The following is a 24164-nucleotide window of genomic DNA, read 5'->3' as shown; positions in this document are numbered from 1 at the left end:
CATGAACAACAAAAGCAAAATATACGTTGCTGGACACAAAGGCATGGTCGGAGGCGCAATATTTAAAGCGTTAAAAGACAAAGGTTACGAGAATCTCGTTGGGAAATCCAGCAAGGAGCTCGACCTGAGAGACCAACAAGCCGTTCGCGAATTTTTCGAAACCGAGCAACCTGAAATCGTCATCGATGCTGCGGCCAGAGTTGGCGGGATTTTAGCCAACAACAACTATCCGTTTACGTTTTTGATGGAAAACATGCAAATTCAGAACAACCTGATTGATACCGCTTTGCAACAGAATGTGGAGAAATTCATCTTTTTGGGAAGTTCTTGCATTTACCCGAAACTCGCGCCGCAACCTTTGCATGAAGATTGTCTTTTGACTTCTTCGCTCGAGCCGACTAACGAATGGTATGCGATTGCTAAAATTTCGGGTGTCAAAGCTTGTGAAGCCATTCGAAAACAATACGGTAAAGATTTCGTGAGCCTGATGCCGACGAACCTCTACGGGCCGAACGACAATTTCGATTTGCAGACTTCACACGTGCTGCCCGCGATGATGCGTAAATTCCACGAGGCGAAACTCAACAACAACGCACCGGTGACGCTTTGGGGTTCGGGCACGCCGATGCGCGAATTCCTGCATGTGAGCGATTTGGCAGAAGCCGTTGTTTTTGCTGTGGAAAACAAATTCGAAGACAACTTATACAACGTCGGAACCGGCGTAGATTTGACCATTAAAGCACTTGCAGAACTGATCCAGAAAACCGTCGGTCATCAAGGTGAGATCATTTGGGACAGCACCAAACCAGATGGCACTCCCAGAAAACTCATGGATGTCAGCAAAATGGCCACGCAAGGCTGGAAAGCCAAAATCAAACTCGAAGACGGCATTCGCGAAACCTACGACTGGTTTTTGCAGCACGCGCATTCGTACAAAGAAGTAAAAATTTAATTTGAAGATATAAATAGTAAGAATATGAAAGTAGCATTAATTACAGGAATTACAGGGCAAGACGGCGCTTATTTGGCAGAACTGCTTCTCGAAAAAGGATACATGGTTCACGGTATTAAAAGGCGTTCGTCATTGTTCAACACCGATCGTATCGACCATTTGTACCAAGATCCGCACGCGAAAGAAATCCGTTTGAAATTGCATTACGGCGACATGACCGATTCGATGAATTTGACCAGAATCATCCAAGAAGTACAGCCAGACGAAATCTACAACTTAGCGGCGATGTCGCACGTAAAAGTGAGTTTTGATACGCCCGAATATACTGCCAACGCCGACGGAATCGGAACTTTGCGTTTGCTCGAAGCGGTTCGTTTACTAGGATTGCAGAAGAAAACCAAGATTTACCAAGCCTCTACTTCAGAATTGTACGGTTTGGTGCAAGCGGTTCCGCAATCGGAAACCACGCCTTTCTATCCGCGTTCGCCTTATGCTGTGGCTAAGATTTATGCTTACTGGATTACGGTGAACTACCGCGAAGCTTATGATATTTTCGCTTGCAACGGGATTTTGTTCAACCACGAATCGCCGTTGCGCGGAGAAACTTTCGTGACCAGAAAAATCACACGCGCGGTTGCCAAAATTGCGCTAGGTTTACAAAGCGATCTTTACATGGGTAACCTTGATGCACAGCGCGATTGGGGCCACGCGAAAGATTATGTCGAGGCCATGTGGAGAATTTTGCAACAAGACAAACCAGAAGATTACGTGATTGCTACCGGAATTACAACCCGCGTGCGCGATTTCATCAAAATGGCTTTCGGACAAGTTGGTTTCAACGTTCGTTTTGAAGGTGAAGGCGTGAACGAAGTAGGCGTTTTGGAGTCGATTGACCAGACGGTTTACCAAGCGGCTTTGGGTGAAGATGCGTGTTCTGCTCCGGCGATTGGTTCGGTGCTTGTGAAAGTCGATCCGGCTTATTTCAGGCCAACCGAAGTAGATTTGCTCATCGGCGATCCGTCGAAATCGAAAACCAAATTGGGCTGGCAGCCTAAATACGACCTGAAAATGCTCGTCGAGGAAATGGTAGCTTCAGACGTTTCGCTGTTCCAGAAAGACATTCATTTGGTCAAAGGCGGACACAAGATTTTAAGACAAGCCGAGTAACTTTTTTTAGGAGCCGGGAACCTGCTGTACGCTATAGTCCTCGCTGGGCTGCGGGCTGCCGCTGCCATCAGGGCTAGGGCTTCAGGGTAAAAAACAAGTTCTCGTTACCGCGAGCTGCGTGAGGGATAGCAGCAAGTACCGCGTACTGCGTATAGCCCGACCCTTGTGGTCACGCCCAAAAACTTTAAAAACTAAAACCATTCATGAGTAAAATACAAAACAGAAAGATTGTCGTGGTGAACCAAGCTTCGAATTATCTGACTGTTGGTTTTTGCAACGCTTTTGCCGCGCAATTTGAAACTGTCGCTTTGGTTACCGGAAGCGTTCACGTGCAAGGCGAAGAATTGAACCCGTCGATTGAGGTCACACCAATCAACAAATGGGTCGAACGGCCGGCGCGCGCCAAAATGATTTCGTACCTCAAAGCCTGTTTCAAGATTTATTGGCTTTTGATAACCAAATACCGCGGTTATGAAGTGTTTTTTGTTTCGATTCCGCCGATGGGTTATTTGCTGAACCTGCTCTTACCGCACCGTTTCAGCATGGTGATTTGGGATGTGTATCCGGATATTTTCAAAATTACCGGTATGAAAGAAAGCCATCCGCTGTACCGAATTTGGTCTTGGGCGAACAGAAAATCATTTAAGAAAGCTTTCAAACTCTTCACAATCAGCGAGAAAATGGCCGATTTGATTGAGGTTTACGTGGAGAGAAAAAAAATCATCGTGCAACCGATCTGGTCGATTTTCCAGCAGAACGAAAGGGTTTCCAAAACCGAAAATCCGTTTATTGCCGAGCACCAACTGCAAGGAAAGTTTATTGTGCAGTATTCGGGCAATATCGGGCTCACGCACAAAGTTGAAGTCGTGGTGGAATTGGCCGAACTTTTAAAAGACCATCAGAATATCGTTTTTCAAATCATTGGCCGTGGCCCGCGAGTTCCGGCTTTGCAAAAAATGGTCGAGGAAAAACAGTTGCCGAATTGTTTCTTTCTGCCGTTCCAAACCGACGCGATGTTTCCGTATTCGCTTTCGGCTACTGATTTGGGCATTGTTATTCTCGACGAACTCACTTCCAAAGGCAGCGTGCCTAGCAAATCGTACAATTTGATGAGCTATGGGATTCCGTCTTTATACATCGCTGGAGAAGATTCTGAGTTGCATGATTACGCTTTGAAATACAATGCTGCTGCTTGTTATACCGAAAGACAACTTTTGCAAGCCAAAGATTTTATTCTCGAGTTGAGTCAAAATCCACAAAAGTGGCAAACCATGTCAGGAAATGCGGTGAATACTTCGAAATTGTTCCGACGCGATAACGCTGATAAATTCATTACTGCTTACTTGAACTAAACCGATGATTCGAAAGCTACTAGCGACCATTTTCATGAACCTGAAAAACAGCATCGGTTGGAAAACCAGCCGGAAGATTGTGGTTTTTTCGGTGGATGATTATGGCAACGTGAGATTAAATTCTAAAGAAGCGCGCGCCAATATGGATGCTGCCGGAATGAAAATCTATTCGCGTTTCGATGCGCTCGATACCTTAGAAACCAAGCAAGATTTGGAACAACTGTTCGGGGTACTTTCGTCGGTTCAAGATAAAAATGGAAGAAGTGCCGTTTTCACGCCGTTCGCTTTGCCATGCAACATCAACTTCGAGCAAATGGAAAGCGAAAATTTCAAACAATTCCGCTTTGAGACTTTGCCTGAAACTTATCAAAAATTAGCGCAACAACAACCCGAAGCCTACACCGGAGCATGGAGTTTATGGCAAGAAGGAATTTCTAAAGGTTACCTGAAGCCACAATTCCACGGGCGCGAACATTTGAACTTACACGTCTTCAACGACAAGTTGCAAAAGCGAGATTCCGAATTGCTGACGGCTTTAAAAAATAAATCTTACGCGAGCATTTCCGACGAGCAGTATCCGACGATGTCTGCGTTTGCGGCTTTCGATTTTTGGGATGTCAAAGAGAATGAAACTTTAGCGCCGATGATTGCAGAAGGCTTGCAACTGTTCGAAAAAGTCTACGGCTACAAAAGCAACTATTGCACGCCGCCGGTATATAACATCCATCGTTCGTTGTTTAAAACCTTGCGCGAAAATGGCGTTCGGTTTATCGATTTGGGCTTGGTTAGAAATGAGCATCAAGGTTTGAATCAATACAAAAAGTCGTTCAATTATATAGGTAAAAATATCGACGGCCTGTCGGTCATGGTGCGCAACATTGTCTTCGAACCGACCGAAGAGCGCGGCATGGATTGGGTTGATTTTACGATGAAGCAAATTGAAACCGCTTTCCGCTGGAACAAACCTGCGATTATTTCTTCGCACCGCGTGAATTTCTGCGGACACATCGATCCGAAAAATCGTGAAAAAGGCTTGTCAACGCTGAAAAAGTTGCTGCAGGAAATCGTCAAAAAATGGCCTGATGTGGAATTCATGTCAGCCGACGAAATGGCCGAAACCCTTTCAAAATCTAAGAAATGATTAGTAGAATTTTATATCTGGGCTACTATCTCAAGCAAATGGACTGGATGAAGTTCCGCCTGTTCCTTAGTTATACCGCTAAGCAAACTCACCGCAATAAAATCAGCATTCTGGCCGATGCGGTAAGTTGTGTTTTTAAGTACAACATTTCGATTTTGGAATATTTCCAATTTCGCTTCTTCGAGAAAACGCCTCACGAGCGCAACCAGTGGGCCGGAACGGGTTATATGTATGAATATCAGTTGGTGATGAATCCGAAATCGGCACGGAATATTCTCGACGACAAAACGCTTTTCTACAAAGAGTATCGCCCTTATTTTGTGCACACTGTGGCTGATTTAATCGATTTGCAAAGTGATAAGAACTTAGTAGAAAAACTGCTCAATGTGCCATCCGGAAAACTCGTCTTCAAAGCAGCCGACGGAAAATGCGGCGTTGGAGTCGAAATTAAAAAAGCAACTGAATTCAACGAAAATACCTTGATTGAATTCATGGAAAAAAATAGCTTCGATTTGGTCGAGGAATTTATTATTCAACATCCGGATTTGAACGCGCTTTCGCCATCGGCTGTGAACACAGTTAGGATTTTCACCCAACTCAACAAAAGTAACCAAGTTGAAATTCTGGGTTGCCGCCAACGCATTTCAGTCAATTCTTCAGTCGATAATATGGCAGCGGGTAATCTCGCAGCGCCGATTGATGAAAAAACCGGAATAGTCAGTGGTCTGGCGGTTTATAGTGACATTACTAAAACCGACCAAGCCATTCACCCAATCACCGGTAAAGAAATTGTCGGTTTCCAAGTGCCTTTCTGGAATGAAACCATGAAAATGGTCAAAGAAGCCGCTTTGTCGCATCCGCAGAACCGCTCGATTGGTTGGGATATCGTCATCACCGAAAACGGCCCCGGTTTCATTGAAGGCAACCACGATTGGTGCAAACTCTTGTGGCAATTACCCGAAAAAAAAGGCATGAAATCAGTTCTCGAAGCTTATAAAAAAGAATATGTATCGTAATTTTTTCAAACCTTTAATCGACTTTCTAATTGCGCTCGTGATTTTGTTGATGGCGTTGGTTCCGCTTCTAGTGATTGCAATGTTGATTCTGGCTGAATCTAAAGGCCCATTGTTCTTTAAACAAGAACGCGTTGGTAAAGATTTACGGTTGTTCCAGGTGTTCAAATTCCGCACGATGACCCACGAAAAACGAACCGTTGGCAACACACCAATTATCGGAAAAGCGGAAGGTGTGACTAAAGTAGGCTATTATCTAAGACGCTATAAAATTGACGAATTGCCGCAACTGCTCAACGTTTTGTTTGGCGATATGAGCCTGATTGGGCCGCGTCCGAGTGTGCCCGAACAACTCAAACAAATGACCGAAGCCGAAAAACAGCGCTATTCGGTGCGCCCGGGATTGACCGGTTTGGCTCAGATTAACGGGAATATTCATTTAAGTTGGAAAGAACGTTTCGTGTACGATTTGAATTACGTGAAGAAGGTGAGTTTTTGGAATGATCTCAAAATTATTTTCAAAACTGTTTTTATTGTTATTTTAGGCGAGCAGAAATTTCTGAACAAACCTTTGACGGATGAAAAATAATATCACCGAAAACCCGAAAGTCATCCTGATTGGCAGCGTCAACAGCAGCCGTCGGACACTCGAGAAACTCATTGAGCACCAACTGGATGTAGTGGCGGTTTTGGGCTTGCATCCTGAGGCGGCGAAGAATGTTTCGGGTTATGTCGATTTGAGGAATTTGGCGGAAAGTAACGACATTCCGTTTCAGTATTTTACCAAAGTCAATGAACCTGAGATTGTCGAATTTGTACAATCTAAAAATCCTGATTTGGTTTTTGTGGTCGGTTTGTCGCAAATGATTCGTGAGGAATTGCTGTCGATTCCAAAACACGGACTAATCGGTTATCATCCGACACGATTGCCACAAGGCCGTGGAAGAGGCGCGATTGCCTGGATTATTTTAGGAAAAGTACAAGGTGCTGCTTCATTTTTCAAAATGGACGAAGGCATGGATTCGGGTTCAATCTGGTCGCAAGTGAATTACGATGTGGATGAAGATGATGACGCGACTTCGGTAGTAAATCAAATCCTGAAAGCTATAGATAAAGCGCTCGATAAAGTATTGCCCGATTTGAAGAATGGCATTTTCAACACGACACCGCAAGACGAATCCCAGGCGACTTATTTAGGAAAGAGAAATCCTGAAGACGGCTTAATCGATTGGAACCAACCGGCCACTGAAATCCACAGACTGATTCGCGCCACAACTAAACCGCTTCCGGGCGCTTACTCTTATCTCGGCACCCAAAAGCTCATCATTTGGAAAGCTTCGGTATCGGAAATCAAAAACCATTTGGGTGTTGTAGGAAGGATTGTCATTGCTGATGAAAACGGCGTTCATATCCAAACCGGCGAAGGCTTGCTCAAAATAGAAAACACCGAAGAAATTGCTACAGAAGATTTGAAAGTAGGGCAGACGCTCGGAATCAATTTCGAGAAAGAATACTTCAAATTAGCAGACCGCATAACAAAGATTGAAAACCAATTAAATCATGGAAAGTAAAAACATATTGGTCGTTGCTCCGCATTGCGACGACGAGATTCTGGGCTGCGGCGGAACAATGGCCAAACACATTGCCAACGGAAACCACGTGTACGTCGCGATTGTCACCAACGGACACATTGGCGCACCAGAATTGTTCTCCAAAGAAGGTACTGAAAAAGTGCGTTCGGAAGCTTTGGCAGCTCATAAGATTTTAGGCGTAAAAGATACTTTTTTCCTCGATTTTCCGGCTCCGAGGCTGGACACGATTCCGTCTTATCAGCTCTCGAACGTGATTGCCAAAATCATCAAGGAAAAAGAAATCGAAGTGTTGTATTTGCCCCATCGCGGAGACATTCACAAAGACCATCGCATTACATACGAAGCAGCTTTGGTAGCGGCACGTCCTATTAATAACTGTACAGTGAAGCGAATTCTTTCCTACGAAACTTTGTCGGAAACCGAATGGGCACCACCGTTTGGAGATGACGCTTTTATCCCGACAGTTTTCGAGAATATTGAAGGTTATCTAGAACCAAAAATGGAAGCTTTCAAGTGCTTTTCGACACAAATCAAAGAGTTTCCGCATCCGCGTTCGCTGCGCAATATCGAGACTTTATCGAATTTTAGAGGCGCAACCGTAGGGAAAAAGAATGTAGAATGTTTCATGCTCATCCGAGAAATCATCTAACTATGAAAATACTTATTACCGGCGTGGGCGGACCAACCCCGAGAAGCTTTGCCATCGCGCTCAAAAAATACTCTTTTTACAAGCGTTTCGAACTCATTGGAACCGACATCAACCCTTTGGCCATCGGACTTTACCAGAACGAGTTGTTCAACAAGAGTTATGTGGTTCCGCCAGCGTCGCACCCAGAATACTGGAACGTGATGCAATCGATATTAACAGAAAACAAAATTGATATTGCGATCATTTTGCCCGAACTAGAAGTCATGGCTTGGAGCAAAAGAAAAGAAACGCAGCCGCTTCCTTGTAAAGCACTGATTCCTGATTTTTCAATGGCTGATTTGCTGGTCGATAAATCTAAAATGACCGAAATTTTAAAGGATTTGGATATCGTTCCTCCATCGGTAACCTTCTCGCGCGATACCGAAAACCTGCAGGAAGTATTCAATGTGCTCAAAGGTAACTTTTGGGTTCGCAGCACCAGCGGCACCAGCGGTTTGGGTTCGCTCAAAGTGGAAGATGAAGATTCGCTCAGGAATTGGATCCAAATCAATCCGAACGTGACGCAATTCATTGCCAGCAAATTTTTACCCGGAAGAAATCTCGCCTGCAAAATGCTCTATCACAATGGTGAATTATTAAGAACAGCTTGTGCGGAAAGAGTCAACTACATTATGGCAAAGGTCGCTCCATCGGGCATTACCGGAAACACGTCTTTCGGAAGGTTGCTCAACGAACCGAAATTGGTAGCCGAAGCCAAACGCGCGATGGATTTCCTATTCCAATATACCGGAGCGGCGCAACACGGTTTTTTCACGGTCGATTTCAAGGAAGACGAAAACGGCAAACCTTACATCACCGAGATTAATGTGCGCCACGTGGCTTTTACGCAGTGTTTCGCAGCCGGCGGGGCGAATTTTGCCTCAGACACGGTTCGTCTTTTGAATGACGATGTCACATTCGACCGCAACTACAAGATGTACGAATTCGAGAAAGATTTGATTTTCCTGCGCGATGTGGATTCGCTTCCGATTTTGATGAAAGAGGCAGAGTTGCTCCAAAAGTTCTCTTAATTGAAACGGATTTTCGATATTGTTTTTTCAATCATAGCGTTGATTTTAACTGGTTGGTTGATTCTGATTTGCTATCTGATTGCCAGTATTGAAACCCAATCAAATGGATTATTTGTCCAACCTCGAGTAGGCCAATTCGGGAAATTGTTCACGATCTATAAGCTTCGAACGATGCATCCGAAAACCGAAGCAGTCACTTTTTTGGGGAAGTATTTTCGACGATATAAATTGGATGAACTACCGCAATTTTATAATGTGCTCATCGGAGAAATGTCGGTCGTTGGGCCACGTCCGGATGTGCCGGGATATTATGACCAATTGGTAGGCGAAGAGCGCAAAATCCTTGAGCTCAAACCCGGAATCACCAGTGAAGCTTCACTTAAGTATTACAACGAAGATGCACTTTTGGCCCAGCAAGCCCATCCGCAGGAATACAACGACACGGTCTTGTTTCCCGATAAAGTTAAATTGAATTTAGAATATTATTACCGCCGCAGTTTCGGTTTGGATTTGAACATTATTTGGCGGACCATTTTTTAACACTCAACCATTTTAGCGGCCGCAAGAGCCTATTATCTTTGCGCCGGAAATAAATAAACTTATGAACAATACCAAAATTTGGCTTTCCTCACCGCACATGGGAGGCACCGAACAAGATTACATTAAGGAAGCGTTTGATACCAATTGGGTAGCACCTTTAGGGCCGAACGTCACGGGTTTTGAAAATGATTTAGAAGCATACATAGCTAGTGATTCTCATGTGGCGGCTTTAAGTTCGGGAACAGCCGCGATTCATTTGGGCTTGATGCTGCTCGGTGTTGGAGCAGGCGATGAGGTGCTTTGCCAAAGTTTTACTTTTTCGGCTTCGGCAAATCCGATTTTGTATTTGGGTGCGAAACCGGTTTTTATCGACAGCGAACCTGATACTTGGAATTTGTGCCCTATAGCTTTAGAAGAGGCGATTCAAGACCGCATTGCCAAAGGAAAGAAACCCAAAGCCATAATTGGCGTGCATCTTTACGGAATGCCATTTCAGGTGGATGCCATTCAAGCCCTTGCCAAGCAATATGAAATTCCGCTTTTGGAAGACAGTGCAGAAGCTTTAGGAAGCACTTATAAAGGCCGTAAATGCGGTACTTTCGGGGATTTTGGTGTGTTGTCGTTTAACGGAAATAAAATCATCACTACCTCAGGTGGTGGCGCATTGGTTACCCGAACTAAGGCTTTGAAAGACCGAGCCGTGTTTTTTGCGACGCAATCCAGAGACCAAGCCCCACATTACCAACATTCTGAAATAGGGTTCAATTACCGACTCAGCAATATTTGTGCGGGAATTGGCCGCGGTCAGATGGAAGTACTTGATGATCATATCGCCCTGCGTCGTAAAATGCATGATTTTTATGTGGATTATTTTGCCAATATTGATGGAGTAAAGATTTTTCACGAACCCAGTTCAGACTTCTACTCCAACCATTGGCTCAGTGCTATTACTATTGACCCCAATCTAACTGGAGGTAAAACCCGTGAAGATTTGAGAATCGCCTTAGAGCAAGTCAATATCGAGTGTCGCCCGCTTTGGAAGCCGATGCATTTACAGCCGATTTTTGCGGAAAGCCCTTATTATGGAGGAAAAGTAGCCGAATCATTGTTCGATAACGGTTTGTGTTTGCCTTCCGGATCGAATTTAACGGCTGCTGAAAAAGCTAGAATACAAGAGGCATTAGATGCTTTTTTTAAATAATTTTTTGTGTTAAAAACAGAGTACTTTGTCTAAAAATGTTATTTTTATCTTAAAATTTTGATCTGAGATGACGGATTCTGTTTTTAATTGGTTGAAAAATAGCGTTTTAGGAACGAGATTTCGCAATATAGGTTATTTGCCTCGGTGGATTATTTTTGCGATTGATGTTTTTATCGTTTTTGTGGCGTGTGTCATCACTTATCTGATTATTTACACGCTCACCCAGTTGCGATACAATTATTTCGGAATGGCCACACGTTACGGATTGATTATTCTGATCAATTCGGTTTTCTTTTTAGTTTACAGGACATACTCAGGCATTATTAGGCATTCTACCTTCATTGATGGAGTCAAGCTTTTGATTTCAACGACCACCGCTTACCTTAGCTTGTTGGTGATTGATTTTTCTTGTTACCATCTTTTCGACAAGAAAATTTTTGTCACCACAGGGCTGTTCATCAACTACGTCATCTCGTTTTTGTTATTGTTCTTATTCCGCATTATGGTGAAGTATCTCTTCGAACGCTACATGCATATCGAAGATCGAAAGAAACTGATTAATGCAGTCATTTACGGCGCCGATGCTAATGCGATTTCCGTAGCCAACGCTTTAAAGACAGAAACCCCAAGTAGGTTCAAACTCCGTGGATTCATTGATAAGTTCAACCAGAACAAGACCTCGAAGAGCATTCTGAATCTGCCGATTATCAACCAGAACAAAAAAATTCATGTGATTCTGCGATCCTTAAAAGCGGATGCCTTGATTATCGCCGAAAAAAGCTTAAGCAAAGACGAGACAATTGCGATTGTTGAGGAATGTTTGGAGTTCAATTTTAAGGTTTACACGGTTCCTCTGATTACTGACTGGGAAGATGAAAAGCAAATTTCCAACAAAGTCAAGAATTTTGAAATTGAAGATTTACTGGGCAGGAAACCGATTGTGCTCGATACCCGTTCGATTTCTAACCAACTAGACGGCAAAACGATTCTGATTACCGGAGCCGCAGGATCTATAGGTAGTGAAATTACCAGGCAAGTACTCTCTTTCAATCCGAAAAAAGTCATTGTTTTAGATCAGGCCGAAACGCCGTTGCACAGTTTGCGCTTATCAATTAATGGCATCAACGAGAAAGTGTTGATTCGTTCGGTCTTGGCTGATGTTCGAAATAAAACAGCTTTGGAAAAAGTTTTCGAGAAGTACAAGCCCAATGTAGTATATCATGCCGCGGCTTACAAACACGTTCCGCTCATGGAAGAAAACCCAGCCCAAGCAGTATACACCAATGTGCTCGGATCCAAAAATCTGGCAGATTTATCAGTAAACTATGGGGTTGAACGTTTTGTGATGGTCTCTACAGATAAGGCTGTGAATCCAAGTAGTGTTATGGGTGCTAGCAAGCGCATAGCAGAAAAATACGTCCAGACTTTGCACGAAAAATACCGCGATCTCAACATCGATTTCCCGACCAAATTTATCACAACACGTTTTGGCAACGTTTTAGGGTCTAATGGTTCCATAGTTCCACTGTTTTCCAAGCAAATTCAAGAAGGCGGCCCGCTCACGATTACCCATCCGGACATCATCCGTTATTTCATGACCATTCCTGAAGCTTGTCAGTTGGTCTTAGAAGCTGGAGCTATGGGCAAAGGAGGCGAGATTTTTATTTTCGATATGGGCGAACCGGTCAAAATTATCGACTTAGCTAAAAAGATGATTCGTTTGGCGGGCTTCATACCGTATAAAGAAATTGACATTAAAATCATCGGTTTGCGACCTGGGGAAAAGTTATACGAGGAATTGCTTAACGATACTTCCAAAACTTTAGCTACACATAATGAGAAAATTCTAATTGCCCAAGAGCTCGAGGACAACTACGAGAAAATTCACCACGATACTCTCGAACTTTTGAATTCACTTGAGCAGATTTCGAACGAGGAAATTGTGGCTTCGATGAAAAAAATTGTTCCCGAGTTCAAGAGCATGAATTCCGTTTTCCAAACCTTAGATGTGTAATTGGAGTATATTCTACCCTTGTTTTAGTTAGTATTTTAAACGGTAAATACTATATTTGCAAAACCTAACTGACCACTATGAAATTATTTACAAAAAGCAGCTATATTTTTATGGTTTCACTCCTGCTGATTTTGTCAGGATGCGCCGATAAGAAGAAGCTGGTTTACCTTCAGGGAATTGACAATCAGAAAAATTATGACAATTCACTGCGATATGAAATCAAGTTACAGCCTGATGATTTATTAAGTATTGTTGTTACTGCGGAAAATCCAGAAGTGACTACTCCTTTTAACTTACCTTTGATTCAAGGAAATGTGACCACCAATTCACAGACCGGTCGTACTTTCTTGATTGATAATGATGGGTATATTGAATATCCGGTTCTAGGCAGAATAAAACTTGGAGGACTTACCCGAACCGAGGCTACTGCAAAATTAACTCAAATGGTTTCGAATTACATTAATAATCCTGTTATTACCGTACGGATTATGAATTATAAAGTATCGGTGTTAGGCGAAGTAGCTAAACCAGGTAGTTTCAATATTCCTGGTGAAAGGATTACGGTTTTGGAGGCCTTAAGTTTAGCCGGAGATTTGACTATTTATGGAAAGCGAAAAAATATCCTTTTAATTCGCGATGATGAAGGAAAGAAAACCTACACCCGAATTGATTTAACCGATTCACAACTACTAAATTCTTCCAATTTCTATTTAGCTCAGAATGACATTCTTATCGTTGAGCCGAATAAACCCAAACTCAATAGTTCCATCGTTGGACCTAACATAGGGTTATGGCTCACCAGTATTTCGGTGATGCTCTCGCTGATGATATTTTTGAAAAATTACTAAAATACAAACCCCTCAAAATGCAGGAAAATCATTCATATAACCACCCCGATCACCAAGATTCGTTTGATTTTCGTGAAATGGTCGAATCGTATCTCGTTCAATGGAAGTGGTTTGTTTTCGGAATATTTGTTTGTTTCGTTTTTGCGACCTTGTACCTGAGATATGTGATTCCGATTTATAGTGCTACGGCCACCATTTTGGTCAAAGACGAAAAGAAAGGCGGATTGGCTTCGGAGATGGCTGCGTTTTCTGATTTGGGAATTGCTGCCGGTGTGAAGAACAACGTTGACAATGAGATTGAAGTCATCAAATCGCGCCGCATTATTCGTAAAGCGATTGAAAAGTTAGGGTTTAATGTTACTTACGTCACAGAAGGAAGAGTCAAAGCTTTTGAGCAATACAAAGACAAGCCAATTGAGTTTTCATTTTATAATACTTCGGAAAACTTTAATAAATCGTCTAAATCTTTCACTGTAACTTCGATTGATAAGAATCATTTCGAGCTTTCCGCCGGACAAACCCTTATCGGTAAGTACGCTTATGGAGAAATTATTAGCCTTAACGAAGGTAAGCTCGTGGTCAATCAAACCGTGGCTGGGCTCAATTCTAAAGATGGCTTTGCAATCAATGTTAATATCAATAGTGTCGAGAATGTTGCAGAAAGTTATCGGGGCAGGCTCGAAGTATCAGCTTTAAATAAAAATGCTAGCGTGGTTGCTTTGACTTTGCAAGATCCCATCAAAGACAAAGCGGTTGATTTTTTGAACATGCTCATATCAGTCTACAACGAAGATGCAATAGCCGACAAGAAGTTCATTTCAGAAAACACTTTGGAGTTTATACAGAACCGACTCAAAATCATTTCAACTGAGCTTGGTGATGTTGAGAAAGATGTAGAAGGATTCAAGAAAAGCAATAATATTACCGACATCGCCTCGCAGGCCGAAGTATATCTGAGCACTTCGGTAGATTTTGAAAAAGAACTTATTGATACCGAAACCCAAATCAAAGTTGCTGAGGTATTGATTGACTATATCAAAACTAAAGGAAAATGGGAATTGGTGCCTAACAATATCTTGCAAACCGCAGATTCTAAGATTAATACTGATTTCATATCACAATACAATGATTTGGTGATTCAAAGAAATCGGATTCACAAAGAAGGTACACCTAAGAATGCTTATTTGGTGAATCTGGAAAGCAAAATTGAAGAACTCAACGATAATATTATTGCCAATCTGGAGCGTACCAAGTCTTCACTTGAAATCAACAAAGCAATCAAAGAAAAGCAAAATCGATTACTCAAAGGCAAAATCTCACAGATTCCAACCCAAGAACTGGAAGGTCGGGTACTAGATCGTCAACAAAAAGTTAAAGAATCGCTGTACTTGTATTTATTGCAAAAGCGAGAGGAAACGGCCATTACTTTAGCGGTAACCGCTCCAATATCTAAATTAGTCGATGCCGCTTATTCTTCGTCTGCACCGGTTTCTCCCAAACGCAATGTGATTTATTTCATCGCTTTCGCCCTAGGAATTTTAATTCCGTTCTCGGTGATTTATGTGAAGAGTTTGTTCGACAATAAAATTACCAGCAGGCAAGACATTGACGGTAAGATATCCGCGCCGTTCCTTGGCGATATCCCAGAATCTGAAAGTCAAGACGAGATCATCAACACCAACAGCAAATCCAGTTCGGCCGAAGCCATTCGCATCATTCGAACCAACATGGAGTTCATGCTTAACAAAATTGCAGAACACAAATCCAAAACGGTTTTTATTACCTCGACCGTACCTAAAGAAGGCAAAACCTTTGTGGCGATTAATTTGGCCAGTACCATTGCACTTTCCGGCAAAAAAGTATTGCTCATAGGGCTAGATATCCGCAACCCAAAAATTGACCGTTACGTGAAATTGCCTTCCAAAGGCCTCACTAATTATTTGTCAAAAAACAACGAAGACATCAATGATTACATTGTTAAGTTGGATGGGTTTGACAACTTCTACGTACTACCTTCAGGAGTTGTACCGCCGAATCCGGTAGATTTATTAATGAATGACCGCGTCGATGAGATGTTCACCGAACTCAAAGGCCAATACGACTATATTATAGTAGATACTGCGCCGGTGAACTTGGTTACCGATACTTTATTGGTAGCCAAAAATGCCGATATTTTCATTTACGTCATTCGTGCGAACTTCCTGGATAAGCGCATGGTGAAAGTAATCGAGAATGTATACCGCGAGAAAAAACTGCCTAATATGGCTGTTTTACTCAACGACACCAAATGGAGAAAAACCTATGGTTACGGTTATGGCTATGGTTATGGTTACGGCTATAATTACATTCAGGAAGAAGCCAAGAAGCCTTGGTACTTAAAATGGTTCAAAAAGTAATTATTTCCTGAAGAACTGATTGTTATCTATGGCCTTTTTCAATAAAGTCGTATTTCGGAACAAAATTCTGTTCGAAAACGCCTTGAGATGGTTCTCATGATGTACATCTGAGCCAACAAAGTCAATCAATCCTTTTTCGAGTAGCGTTTCTGCGGTTTTAGCAACTTCAACGCCATAGTAGCCGACGGTTGAAAGCAAGTTGAGTTGAAACAAACAACCGGCATTTTTCAGTTTGTAGTATTCATTGAATTTTTGATGGTAATACGGATAGCGTTCCGGATGCGCCAATACGGGTTTGTAGCCCGCAATCTGCAAATCAAAAAGAATGTCATAAAGCTGAATCGGCGGATTGAGATAGGAAATTTCTACCAGCACCAAATTGTCTTTCAAAGTAAGCAACTGGCCTTGCTGAAACAGTTTTACAAAAGTTGGGTCAATTAGATATTCTGCCGCAAAACCCGATAAAATATTCCGGCGGTTTTCCAAAGCAGTTTGTGCCGATTGAAAAGCGTTATCGATTGTTTTAGGCGTATTTTCCCAAACACTACTCATAATGTGAGGCGTTGTGATGCATTGCTCAAAACCCAATTGGTGTAGTTCGCGAGTTAAAAACAAGGTGTCTTCAACCGTAGCAGCACCATCATCTATTCCGGGAAGCAAATGGCTGTGAATGTCGATATGACCCGAAGGAATCAAATCGCTTAAAAAGGGCTTCTTTTGGAGAAAATGAAACATAAACCAAATCTTGTTTTCGCCTACGAATGTAAGCAAATAGTTGATTCAATGTTCGACTTTTATCTCAGCAAATCAGTCAGAAACAATCTCAAAAAAAGCCGTACAAAAAAGAGTTGAATTGTTATATTTGCACGCTTGCCAGCCGAAACAATCACTCGCTGTCAAAGAATACCTTAGCATAAACTATGAACGATAAAAGCCATTCAGACCATTGGAGCTTGATTATCAAAGGGCATACTTCGCTTTTTGATGTTAAATTTAAAGACCTTTGGCACTACCGCGATTTATTGTTTTTGTTCGTCAAGCGTGACTTCATCAGTTTTTATAAACAAACAGTACTTGGGCCACTTTGGTTTTTCATCCAGCCTTTGTTCACCACTTTGGTTTTTACTTTTGTGTTCGGGAATTTGGCCAACATTAGTACAGATGGCCTGCCACAGCAATTGTTTTATTTGTCCGGAATTACGGCCTGGAATTATTTCGCCGATTGTTTGACCAAAACCAGCACTGTTTTTCGCGATAACGTTTCTATTTTCGGCAAGGTATATTTCCCGAGATTGATTATGCCTTTGAGCATTGTGGTGAGTAACCTAGTACGTTTTGTAGTACAATTGATTTTGCTGTTTATCATGATGGCGTATTTTGCTTTCGAAGGCGCAGATTTTCACATGACTTATGCCATCTTCTTTTTTCCATTGCTGGTCGTTTTGATGGCGCTGTTGGGTTTGGGTTTAGGGTTGATTATCACGGCAATGACCACCAAATACCGCGATTTGAGTTTTCTAGTCACTTTTGGAGTGCAACTTTTAATGTATGGCACAACAGTCATATATCCGCTGAGTTCCGCACCCGAAAAATACAAGGCCATTATTGCTTTAAATCCCATGACCGGAATTATTGAAGCGTTTCGTTTTGCCTTTTTGGGTCGTGGCGAATTCACACCTTGGAGCATCGGCTATTCGATTATTGTTACTGTAATTGTGTTGTTCTTCGGCATCATCATCTTCAATAAAACCGAAAAAAATTTCGTAGATACCATCTAATGTCAGACATTGTTATAAAAGTTGAGGATTTATCTAAAGCCTACCAGATTGGACAAATCGGTACCGGAACCATATCCCGAGATTTGGAGCGTTTCTGGACAACCAAAGTGATGGGCAACCCCGATCCGTTTCTGAAAATCGGAGAAGCCAACGACCGCAGTGTCAAAGGCGAAAGCGATATCGTTTGGTCATTGCGCGATGTGAATTTCGAAATCAATCAAGGCGATGCCATCGGGATTATCGGTAAAAATGGTGCTGGCAAAAGTACTTTGCTCAAATTGCTTTCCAGAGTGACTAGTCCAACCACTGGCGAAATTAGAATCAAAGGGCGAATAGCAAGTTTGCTCGAGGTAGGAACAGGTTTCCATCCGGAATTATCAGGGCGCGAGAATATTTTTCTCAACGGTGCAATATTGGGCATGCGCAAAAGTGAAATTAGCAGAAAACTCGACGAGATTATAGACTTTTCCGGAGTAGAGCGTTATGTAGATACGCCGGTAAAGCGCTACAGCAGCGGAATGTATGTTCGTTTAGCGTTTGCAGTAGCAGCGCATTTGGAAAGTGAAATTCTAATTGTCGATGAGGTTTTGGCCGTGGGCGACGCCGAGTTTCAAAAGAAATGTTTGGGCAAGATGGGCGATATCAGTAAAGGCGAGGGCAGAACCGTATTGTTTGTAAGCCACAACATGGCCGCAGTACAAAATCTTTGCAACCGCGGATTGCTGATTGAAAATGGCAGCATGGTGCATCAAGGCGACATCAACGGAACCATTACTAGATACTTACAGGGCAATTCGTTCCTTGACGATCTCTCACAAGTTAGAGGTAGAAAAGGAAATGGCAAAATTAAATTTCAAAGCGTAAATGTTTATGGCAATCAGCTTCAGGAAAGTGTGATATCAGGTCAGCAGTTGCATATCGATTTAAAGTTGCTGAACCTAGAGAATATTACTAGCGACAGAATCCGATTGGATGTAAGGGTTGAAGATGATTTTGGGCAAAGACTCTCTTGGGTGAGTTCTAGTTTGGTCGATATTGATGATGCTATTGTGCCGCAACAAATTCGTATTTTCTATCCGCGCAACAACTTCAATAACGGTATTTATTTCGCGACGTTATTCCTTACTGTCGATGGTGAAGTAGCCGACTGGATTGACAATGCGTTCCAGATTATCGTTGAATCGGGAGATTTCTTTAACAACGGTAGGCTGGTTCCCAATAGGCAAAGCAAGATTTTGATGGATTTTAACATGACCTTTAGCAGCTAGTATACCGATGAAACAATATTTTATTCAGTTTTTACTTTTCAGTTACCATCGTTTTAAAAAGAGCACGGCCTTGCGCAATGCCATCAAAAAACTGATAGGCCAAGATACTATCATTGTTAAATACCAAGATTTTCGCTTGCAGGCCGGGACTTCATCGGCTATAGAATCTGCAATCATTTTCGATCATTACAATGAAGTTGCGGTGCTAAAAGTCATTCAACAATATGCTTCTCAAGGATACAATTTTGTTGATATCGGTGCCAATATTGGTGTTCATTCACTCAAAGCAGCCAGTAGCAATGCGGCTATCGAGATTTTTTCGTTTGAACCCGAATCGGTAAATTTCATGGGTTTGCTCCATAACATTACTCTTAATGGTTTCGAGAATATCCGCCCTTTTAAAATGGGTTTGGGCAATTTCAAAGGTACCACAACAATGAACATTAACGACGGCTGGAACAAAGGCAAACATTCGCTGAAAATGCAATTTGAGAACAGCCAGAAAAAGCTACTCATTCCGGTAAGCCGGCTCGATGAATTCCAAGAATTTGGATTTGGAAACCGCCTGCTGATGAAAATCGATGTAGAAGGTTTTGAAAAAGAAGTCGTTCAAGGTGCTTCACAAATCCTGCAACAAACGCCAGATTTAGCGCTCATCATGGAACTTGTTACCGAAATCAACGGAGCCGAAACTTGTCAGGAAATTATCGCCAGTTTGCAGTCGTACCAATTCGAAAGAATTTATAAAATAACCAACGACAATCAGTTGGTTCCGGTAAATCAATTCGAAGGCAGCGCCGACTATGTTTGCCTCAAAGGAGCCGACACCATCCAACTTTTGGAAGCCTAGCCCAATCACATGCGAGTAGGATACAATCCGCACAAAGACCAGCCTCAAGAAGCATCTGCCTATTTGCATCAGGTGGTCATTCCGGTTTTTATTCCGCACCAACAAGGCTATTTTAAAGACAGCTTCAAGATTTTTAAGCTGTGTTTGGAGTCGCTTTTTGCCACTTGCCACGAGCGTACTTTCATCACCATTGTCAATAACGGCAGCGAAAGCGCTATAGTTGATTATCTAGACGGTTTGCTAAAAGCAGGGAAAATCCACGAGTTGATTCACACTCAGAACATCGGCAAACTCAACGCGATACTCAAAGGCGTCGTCGGAAATGATATCGAGTTGGTCACCATCAGCGACAGCGACGTTCTATTTCTCTCGGATTGGCAAGTAGAAACCAACCGTGTTTTCGCAGCATTCCCTAAAGTAGGCGTGGTAGGTATTGTTCCGCAGTACCGCACTTTTTTGTCGTTTTCTTATAATTTGCTTTTTGATCAATTTCGCAGCAGTAAATTGAAGTTCATTCCGGTCAAGAATCCGCAGGCACTTAAAATGTTCTATAAAAGCCTCGGTTGGGACGACAATGCCAATCCCGATTATCTGAAATTTTCTTTGGGCTATGAAGCAGACAACGGTTTGCTTGCCTATGTGGGTTCAGGTCATTTCGTAGCAACGTACAAAAAGCAGATTTTCGATCAGGTAACAAGTTACATCGGATTCAAAATGGGCGGAGACAGCGAAACCTACCTAGACGAAATCCCGCTCAAAAAAGACTATTGGCGCTTGACTACTTATGACAATCATGCTTACCACATGGGCAATGTTTACGAAGATTGGATGGGCGAAATCACTTTTAATACCAAACGTGACTATGAGTTTCAAAGTAATTTCAAAACTTACGGAAATTCGAGTAAATGGCATTACCATCTGCGCCACAGCATCTTTCGAAAATTTATAAAGAGCCGCAAGTTCAGACGTTTGTTTTATCGTTTCAAAGGATTGCCTGCAGCGATGATCGAGAAATATTAGAATGACTACGAGGAAGTTTACCATTCTTATTACTACCAAAAACCGCTTGGATGACTTGCGTTTTACCCTAACCAAGATTGACCATTTGCTCCAACGTCAGGATGTTTCTTGCGTGCTTTGCGATGATGGTTCTACCGATGGCACTTCGGATTTTATCAAAGCGAATTACCCGGCGATTCACTTGATTCGAAATGAAAAGAGTCGCGGATTGATTTATAGCCGCAACAAATTGTTGTCTTTAGTGCAATCGGATTACGCTATTTCTATTGACGATGATTTGCATTTCATCACCGAAAACCCGTTGGAACTTATTGAAGATTATTTCAATGCTCATCCGAAGTGTGGCCTAATTGGCTTCCGGATTTTTTGGAGTAAAGATGAGCCTTCATCGACGCAAACTTCTCAACAACCACACCGGATGAAGAGTTTCCCCGGAGGTGCCAACGTTTGGCGTATGGAAGCTTGGCGTCAAATTCCCGATTATCCGGCTTGGTTCATTTTTCACGGCGAAGAAGATTTTGCTTCGTACGAACTGTTTAAGAAAAACATCGAAATCCATTATTTGCCGGCAGTATTGGTTCACCATCGCGTCGATTTAAAAGCCCGTAAAAAGCAGTCTGATTACACGATTAGGCTCAAACGCTCGTTGCGTTCAGGCTGGTTTTTATATTTTCTGTTTTTCCCGCTGATCAAGATTCCGCGATTGTTGGCCTATTCTATTTGGATGCAACTCAAACTCAAAGTATTCAAAGGCGATTTCAAAGCACTTCAGGCCATTGTTTTGGCCTTGTTTGATTTGGTTATTTTCTTTCCGAAAATTGTAAAAAACAGCAATCGGTTAACACTTGAAGAATATCGGTCATACGAAAAATTACCCAACATCAGATTGTATTGGCAACCTGAAAAATAGTATTTTTACGACCCGATTTTAAAACCATCAATGAAGAATATCGCGATTATTCCTGCACGCGGCGGATCTAAAAGGCTTCCCGGAAAAAACACGATGCCCTTGGGCGGTTTGCCGTTAATTGCCCATAGTATCAAGCAAGCCAAGGAGTTTCCTGCGATTATTGATGAAGTTTATGTAAGCACCGACGATAATAGTATCAAAGAAGTAGCACTGGTTTACGGTGCTAAAGTAATTGATCGTCCCGCCGCACTATCTGGCGACGAAGCCCCGACGGTGAGCGCTTTAAAACACGTATTGCAGAATATAGAGCATGAAGTTGGTTGTGTGTTTTTGTTGCAACCCACCAATCCATTGCGGCCTAAAAACCTAATCGCTGAAGCTTACGAATTGTATGAGCAACACCAACCGCAGAGTTTGATGACCGTGACTCGGAATCATCAGAAATTCGGCAAAATCATTGACCATCAGTTTGTGCCCTTCAATTACGAAATCGGGCAAAGAAGCCAAGATTTGGAACCGCTGTATTTTGAAAACGGTTTACTCTATCTAATCAAACCCAAACTCATCCTTGAAGAGAAAATCCTCGGAGTGCCTAATTTTGCTATGATTGTCAACCATCCGTTTGCTAGTGTCGATATTGATACTCAAGACGATTTTGATTATGCCGCTTATTTATTAAACCAATTCCCGTTAAAGAAATGAATCCTTATATAGAAATAGCCGGTCGCAGAATCGGCCCAGATTACCCGCCGCTAGTTATTGCCGAAATCGGAATCAACCACGAAGGCTCGTTGCAAACCGCTTTTGAAATGGTCGATGCCGCTAAAAGAGCCGGTGTCGAAGTAGTCAAACACCAAACCCATATCGTGGAAGACGAAATGAGCGCAGTAGCCAAAAAAGTCATTCCGGGCAACGCAGATGTTTCGATTTACGAGATTATGGAGCGTTGCGCTTTGAGCGAGCAAGACGAAATCAAACTCAAAAATTACGTAGAAAGCCAAGGCATGATTTTTATATCGACGCCTTTTTCACGTGCAGCCGCTAATCGTTTGCAGCAGATGCAAGTACCAGCTTATAAAATTGGTTCGGGTGAGTGCAACAATTACCCGCTGCTCGAGCATATAGCCAGCTTTGGTAAACCAGTGATTCTTAGTACGGGCATGAACACGATTGAGAGTGTACGCAAAGCCGTTGCAATTTTTGAAAAACACCAAATTCCCGTCGCGATTTTGCATACCACAAATTTATACCCGACACCCATTCATTTGGTGCGTTACGGAGCAATGACCCAAATGCATGAAGCATTCCCGGACTTGGTTTTTGGCCTTTCCGACCATACGTTAAACAACAATGCTTGTTTGGGTGCGGTAGCTCTAGGTGCGAGTATTTTAGAGCGCCATTTTACCGATCACATGAACCGAACCGGCCCGGATATCGTTTGCAGTATGGACCAGCAAGCCTGTCGCGAACTCATCATCAGCAGCAACGAAATTTGGCAAATGCGCGGCGGAGAAAAACGCCCGGCACAAGAAGAACAAGTCACCATCGATTTTGCTTTTGCAACAGTTTGCACTATAAAGCCGATAGCCCAAGGCGAAACATTTACCAAAGAAAATATTTGGGTCAAACGCCCGGGAACTGGGAAAATTCTAGCGGAACATTATGAAAGTTTGCTCGGGAAAAAAGCCACCTGCGATTTGAGCAACGACCAACAACTAACTTTTGAAGACATCGAATAATGGACAAACTTTACGATTTAAACCGCCGATTTGAATACGAAAACGGATTTTACGCCACAGCCGATCCGTCGCGTTTTAGCAAATTCATCACGCATTTAGAATTTTTTAAACAAACCTCGACCGTGCGCGGCGAAATTGTAGAGTTTGGCATTTTTAAAGGGAATTCGTTTTTCCGTTGGATTAAATTCCGCGATTTGCTCGAACAAACCAACAGCCGAAAAGTAATTGGCTTTGATATCTTCGGTGATTTTCCCGAAGCCCACTTTGAAGAAGACAAACAAAAGCGCGATGCCTTTGTGGCCGAAACCAATGGCGGCAAAAGCATCTCGTTTGAAGAAATCAATGAACTGCTCTCCCAGCAAGGCTTGAACAAGAATGTCGATATTGTCAAAGGCGATATTTTAGTAACGCTAGATGACTATTTAGAGAAGAATCCGCATTTGAAAATTTCGCTGTTGCACATTGATGTCGATTTGTACGAGCCATCGAAGTATATCCTCGAAAAACTCTACGATAAAGTAACCAAAGGCGGCATCATTATTTTTGACGATTATGGGGCGTTTGCCGGAACCAACAAAGCGGTAGACGACTTTTTTAACCACAATATCGAAGTGAAAAAGCTGCCGTATTCGCACGCTATTTCGTACATCGTAAAATAATTGTT

The 24164-nt window shown here is 42.4% G+C and carries 23 protein-coding genes; 22 read left to right on the top strand and 1 reads right to left on the bottom strand.

Annotated features, from left to right (window positions below):
- The first annotated feature begins 1 nt into the window (after position 1).
- The 14 genes from G4D82_RS04300 to G4D82_RS04235 all read left to right on the top strand — a co-directional run bounded on the left by G4D82_RS04300 (position 2) and on the right by G4D82_RS04235 (position 15935).
- Positions 2–952 (top strand): GDP-L-fucose synthase family protein, encoded by a 951-nt coding sequence (locus tag G4D82_RS04300; RefSeq protein WP_166334878.1) that lies wholly within the window; start codon positions 2–4, stop codon positions 950–952.
- Between the two features lie 24 nt (positions 953–976).
- Positions 977–2119 (top strand): GDP-mannose 4,6-dehydratase, encoded by a 1143-nt coding sequence (gene gmd / locus G4D82_RS04295; RefSeq protein WP_166334876.1) that lies wholly within the window; start codon positions 977–979, stop codon positions 2117–2119.
- Positions 2120–2322: 203 nt separating this feature from the next.
- Positions 2323–3471 (top strand): glycosyltransferase family 4 protein, encoded by a 1149-nt coding sequence (locus tag G4D82_RS04290; RefSeq protein ID WP_166334874.1) that lies wholly within the window; start codon positions 2323–2325, stop codon positions 3469–3471.
- Positions 3472–3475: 4 nt separating this feature from the next.
- Positions 3476–4612: a hypothetical protein gene (locus tag G4D82_RS04285; RefSeq protein WP_166334872.1), complete on the top strand. Its 1137-nt coding sequence runs from the start codon at positions 3476–3478 to the stop codon at positions 4610–4612.
- Entirely contained in the window at positions 4609–5628 is a 1020-nt protein-coding gene (locus G4D82_RS04280) for a sugar-transfer associated ATP-grasp domain-containing protein (RefSeq protein ID WP_166334870.1), read from the top strand. Before G4D82_RS04285 ends, G4D82_RS04280 begins: the two co-directional genes overlap by 4 nt.
- Positions 5618–6214, top strand: a complete 597-nt coding sequence (locus G4D82_RS04275) for a sugar transferase (protein ID WP_166334868.1) — start codon at positions 5618–5620, stop codon at positions 6212–6214. The genes G4D82_RS04280 and G4D82_RS04275 overlap by 11 nt, the downstream gene beginning before the upstream one ends.
- Positions 6204–7196 carry a methionyl-tRNA formyltransferase gene (locus G4D82_RS04270; RefSeq protein ID WP_166334866.1) on the top strand — a complete coding sequence of 331 codons (993 nt, stop codon included), beginning with the start codon at positions 6204–6206 and terminating at the stop codon, positions 7194–7196. The genes G4D82_RS04275 and G4D82_RS04270 overlap by 11 nt, the downstream gene beginning before the upstream one ends.
- On the top strand, positions 7186–7866 hold the full coding sequence (locus tag G4D82_RS04265; RefSeq protein WP_166334864.1) for a PIG-L deacetylase family protein: 681 nt from the start codon (positions 7186–7188) through the stop codon (positions 7864–7866). The genes G4D82_RS04270 and G4D82_RS04265 overlap by 11 nt, the downstream gene beginning before the upstream one ends.
- A gap of 2 nt (positions 7867–7868) precedes the next feature.
- Complete coding sequence (locus tag G4D82_RS04260; protein ID WP_166334862.1) at positions 7869–8936, top strand: ATP-grasp domain-containing protein; 1068 nt, start codon at positions 7869–7871, stop codon at positions 8934–8936.
- Positions 8937–9476 (top strand): sugar transferase, encoded by a 540-nt coding sequence (locus tag G4D82_RS04255; RefSeq protein ID WP_166334860.1) that lies wholly within the window; start codon positions 8937–8939, stop codon positions 9474–9476.
- Between the two features lie 61 nt (positions 9477–9537).
- Positions 9538–10677, top strand: a complete 1140-nt coding sequence (locus G4D82_RS04250; RefSeq protein ID WP_166334858.1) for a DegT/DnrJ/EryC1/StrS family aminotransferase — start codon at positions 9538–9540, stop codon at positions 10675–10677.
- A 67-nt stretch (positions 10678–10744) separates the two neighbouring features.
- Positions 10745–12691, top strand: coding sequence for a polysaccharide biosynthesis protein (locus tag G4D82_RS04245; protein ID WP_166334856.1), 1947 nt, complete (start codon positions 10745–10747; stop codon positions 12689–12691).
- Between the two features lie 77 nt (positions 12692–12768).
- Positions 12769–13539 (top strand): polysaccharide biosynthesis/export family protein, encoded by a 771-nt coding sequence (locus G4D82_RS04240; protein ID WP_166334854.1) that lies wholly within the window; start codon positions 12769–12771, stop codon positions 13537–13539.
- Positions 13482–15935 carry a GumC family protein gene (locus tag G4D82_RS04235; protein ID WP_235924295.1) on the top strand — a complete coding sequence of 818 codons (2454 nt, stop codon included), beginning with the start codon at positions 13482–13484 and terminating at the stop codon, positions 15933–15935. Before G4D82_RS04240 ends, G4D82_RS04235 begins: the two co-directional genes overlap by 58 nt.
- Here G4D82_RS04235 and G4D82_RS04230 read toward each other — a convergent pair whose 3' ends face one another.
- A complete protein-coding gene (locus G4D82_RS04230; RefSeq protein ID WP_166334852.1) occupies positions 15936–16670 on the bottom strand; it encodes a tyrosine-protein phosphatase in 735 nt (244 codons plus the stop codon). It abuts the gene before it with no gap.
- A gap of 185 nt (positions 16671–16855) precedes the next feature.
- Here G4D82_RS04230 and G4D82_RS04225 point away from each other — a divergent pair, with 185 nt between their 5' ends.
- Genes G4D82_RS04225 through G4D82_RS04190 form a run of 8 tightly spaced genes read left to right on the top strand, consistent with a single transcriptional unit; the run spans position 16856 to position 24159 of the window.
- Entirely contained in the window at positions 16856–17713 is an 858-nt protein-coding gene (locus G4D82_RS04225; RefSeq protein WP_166334850.1) for an ABC transporter permease, read from the top strand.
- Positions 17713–18981, top strand: a complete 1269-nt coding sequence (locus tag G4D82_RS04220; RefSeq protein WP_166334848.1) for an ABC transporter ATP-binding protein — start codon at positions 17713–17715, stop codon at positions 18979–18981. Before G4D82_RS04225 ends, G4D82_RS04220 begins: the two co-directional genes overlap by 1 nt.
- Positions 18982–18988: 7 nt before the next feature.
- The gene (locus G4D82_RS04215) at positions 18989–19831 is read left to right on the top strand and encodes an FkbM family methyltransferase (RefSeq protein ID WP_166334846.1); all 843 of its coding nucleotides are present in this window, start codon (positions 18989–18991) and stop codon (positions 19829–19831) included.
- Positions 19832–19840: 9 nt separating this feature from the next.
- Positions 19841–20851, top strand: a complete 1011-nt coding sequence (locus G4D82_RS04210; RefSeq protein ID WP_166334844.1) for a glycosyltransferase family A protein — start codon at positions 19841–19843, stop codon at positions 20849–20851.
- A gap of 1 nt (position 20852) precedes the next feature.
- Positions 20853–21761, top strand: a complete 909-nt coding sequence (locus G4D82_RS04205) for a glycosyltransferase (protein WP_166334841.1) — start codon at positions 20853–20855, stop codon at positions 21759–21761.
- A gap of 30 nt (positions 21762–21791) precedes the next feature.
- On the top strand, positions 21792–22463 hold the full coding sequence (locus tag G4D82_RS04200) for an acylneuraminate cytidylyltransferase family protein (RefSeq protein WP_166334839.1): 672 nt from the start codon (positions 21792–21794) through the stop codon (positions 22461–22463).
- A complete protein-coding gene (gene neuB, locus G4D82_RS04195) occupies positions 22460–23500 on the top strand; it encodes an N-acetylneuraminate synthase (protein ID WP_166334837.1) in 1041 nt (346 codons plus the stop codon). The genes G4D82_RS04200 and neuB overlap by 4 nt, the downstream gene beginning before the upstream one ends.
- Entirely contained in the window at positions 23500–24159 is a 660-nt protein-coding gene (locus tag G4D82_RS04190; RefSeq protein ID WP_166334835.1) for a TylF/MycF/NovP-related O-methyltransferase, read from the top strand. The genes neuB and G4D82_RS04190 overlap by 1 nt, the downstream gene beginning before the upstream one ends.
- Positions 24160–24164 lie beyond the last annotated feature (5 nt).

Source organism: Flavobacterium lotistagni (assembly GCF_011392125.1).
Classification (GTDB): Bacteria; Bacteroidota; Bacteroidia; order Flavobacteriales; family Flavobacteriaceae; genus Flavobacterium; species Flavobacterium lotistagni.
The sequence above is the reverse complement of the archived record's forward strand: the minus strand, read 5'-3'. Positions and strand labels throughout refer to the sequence as shown.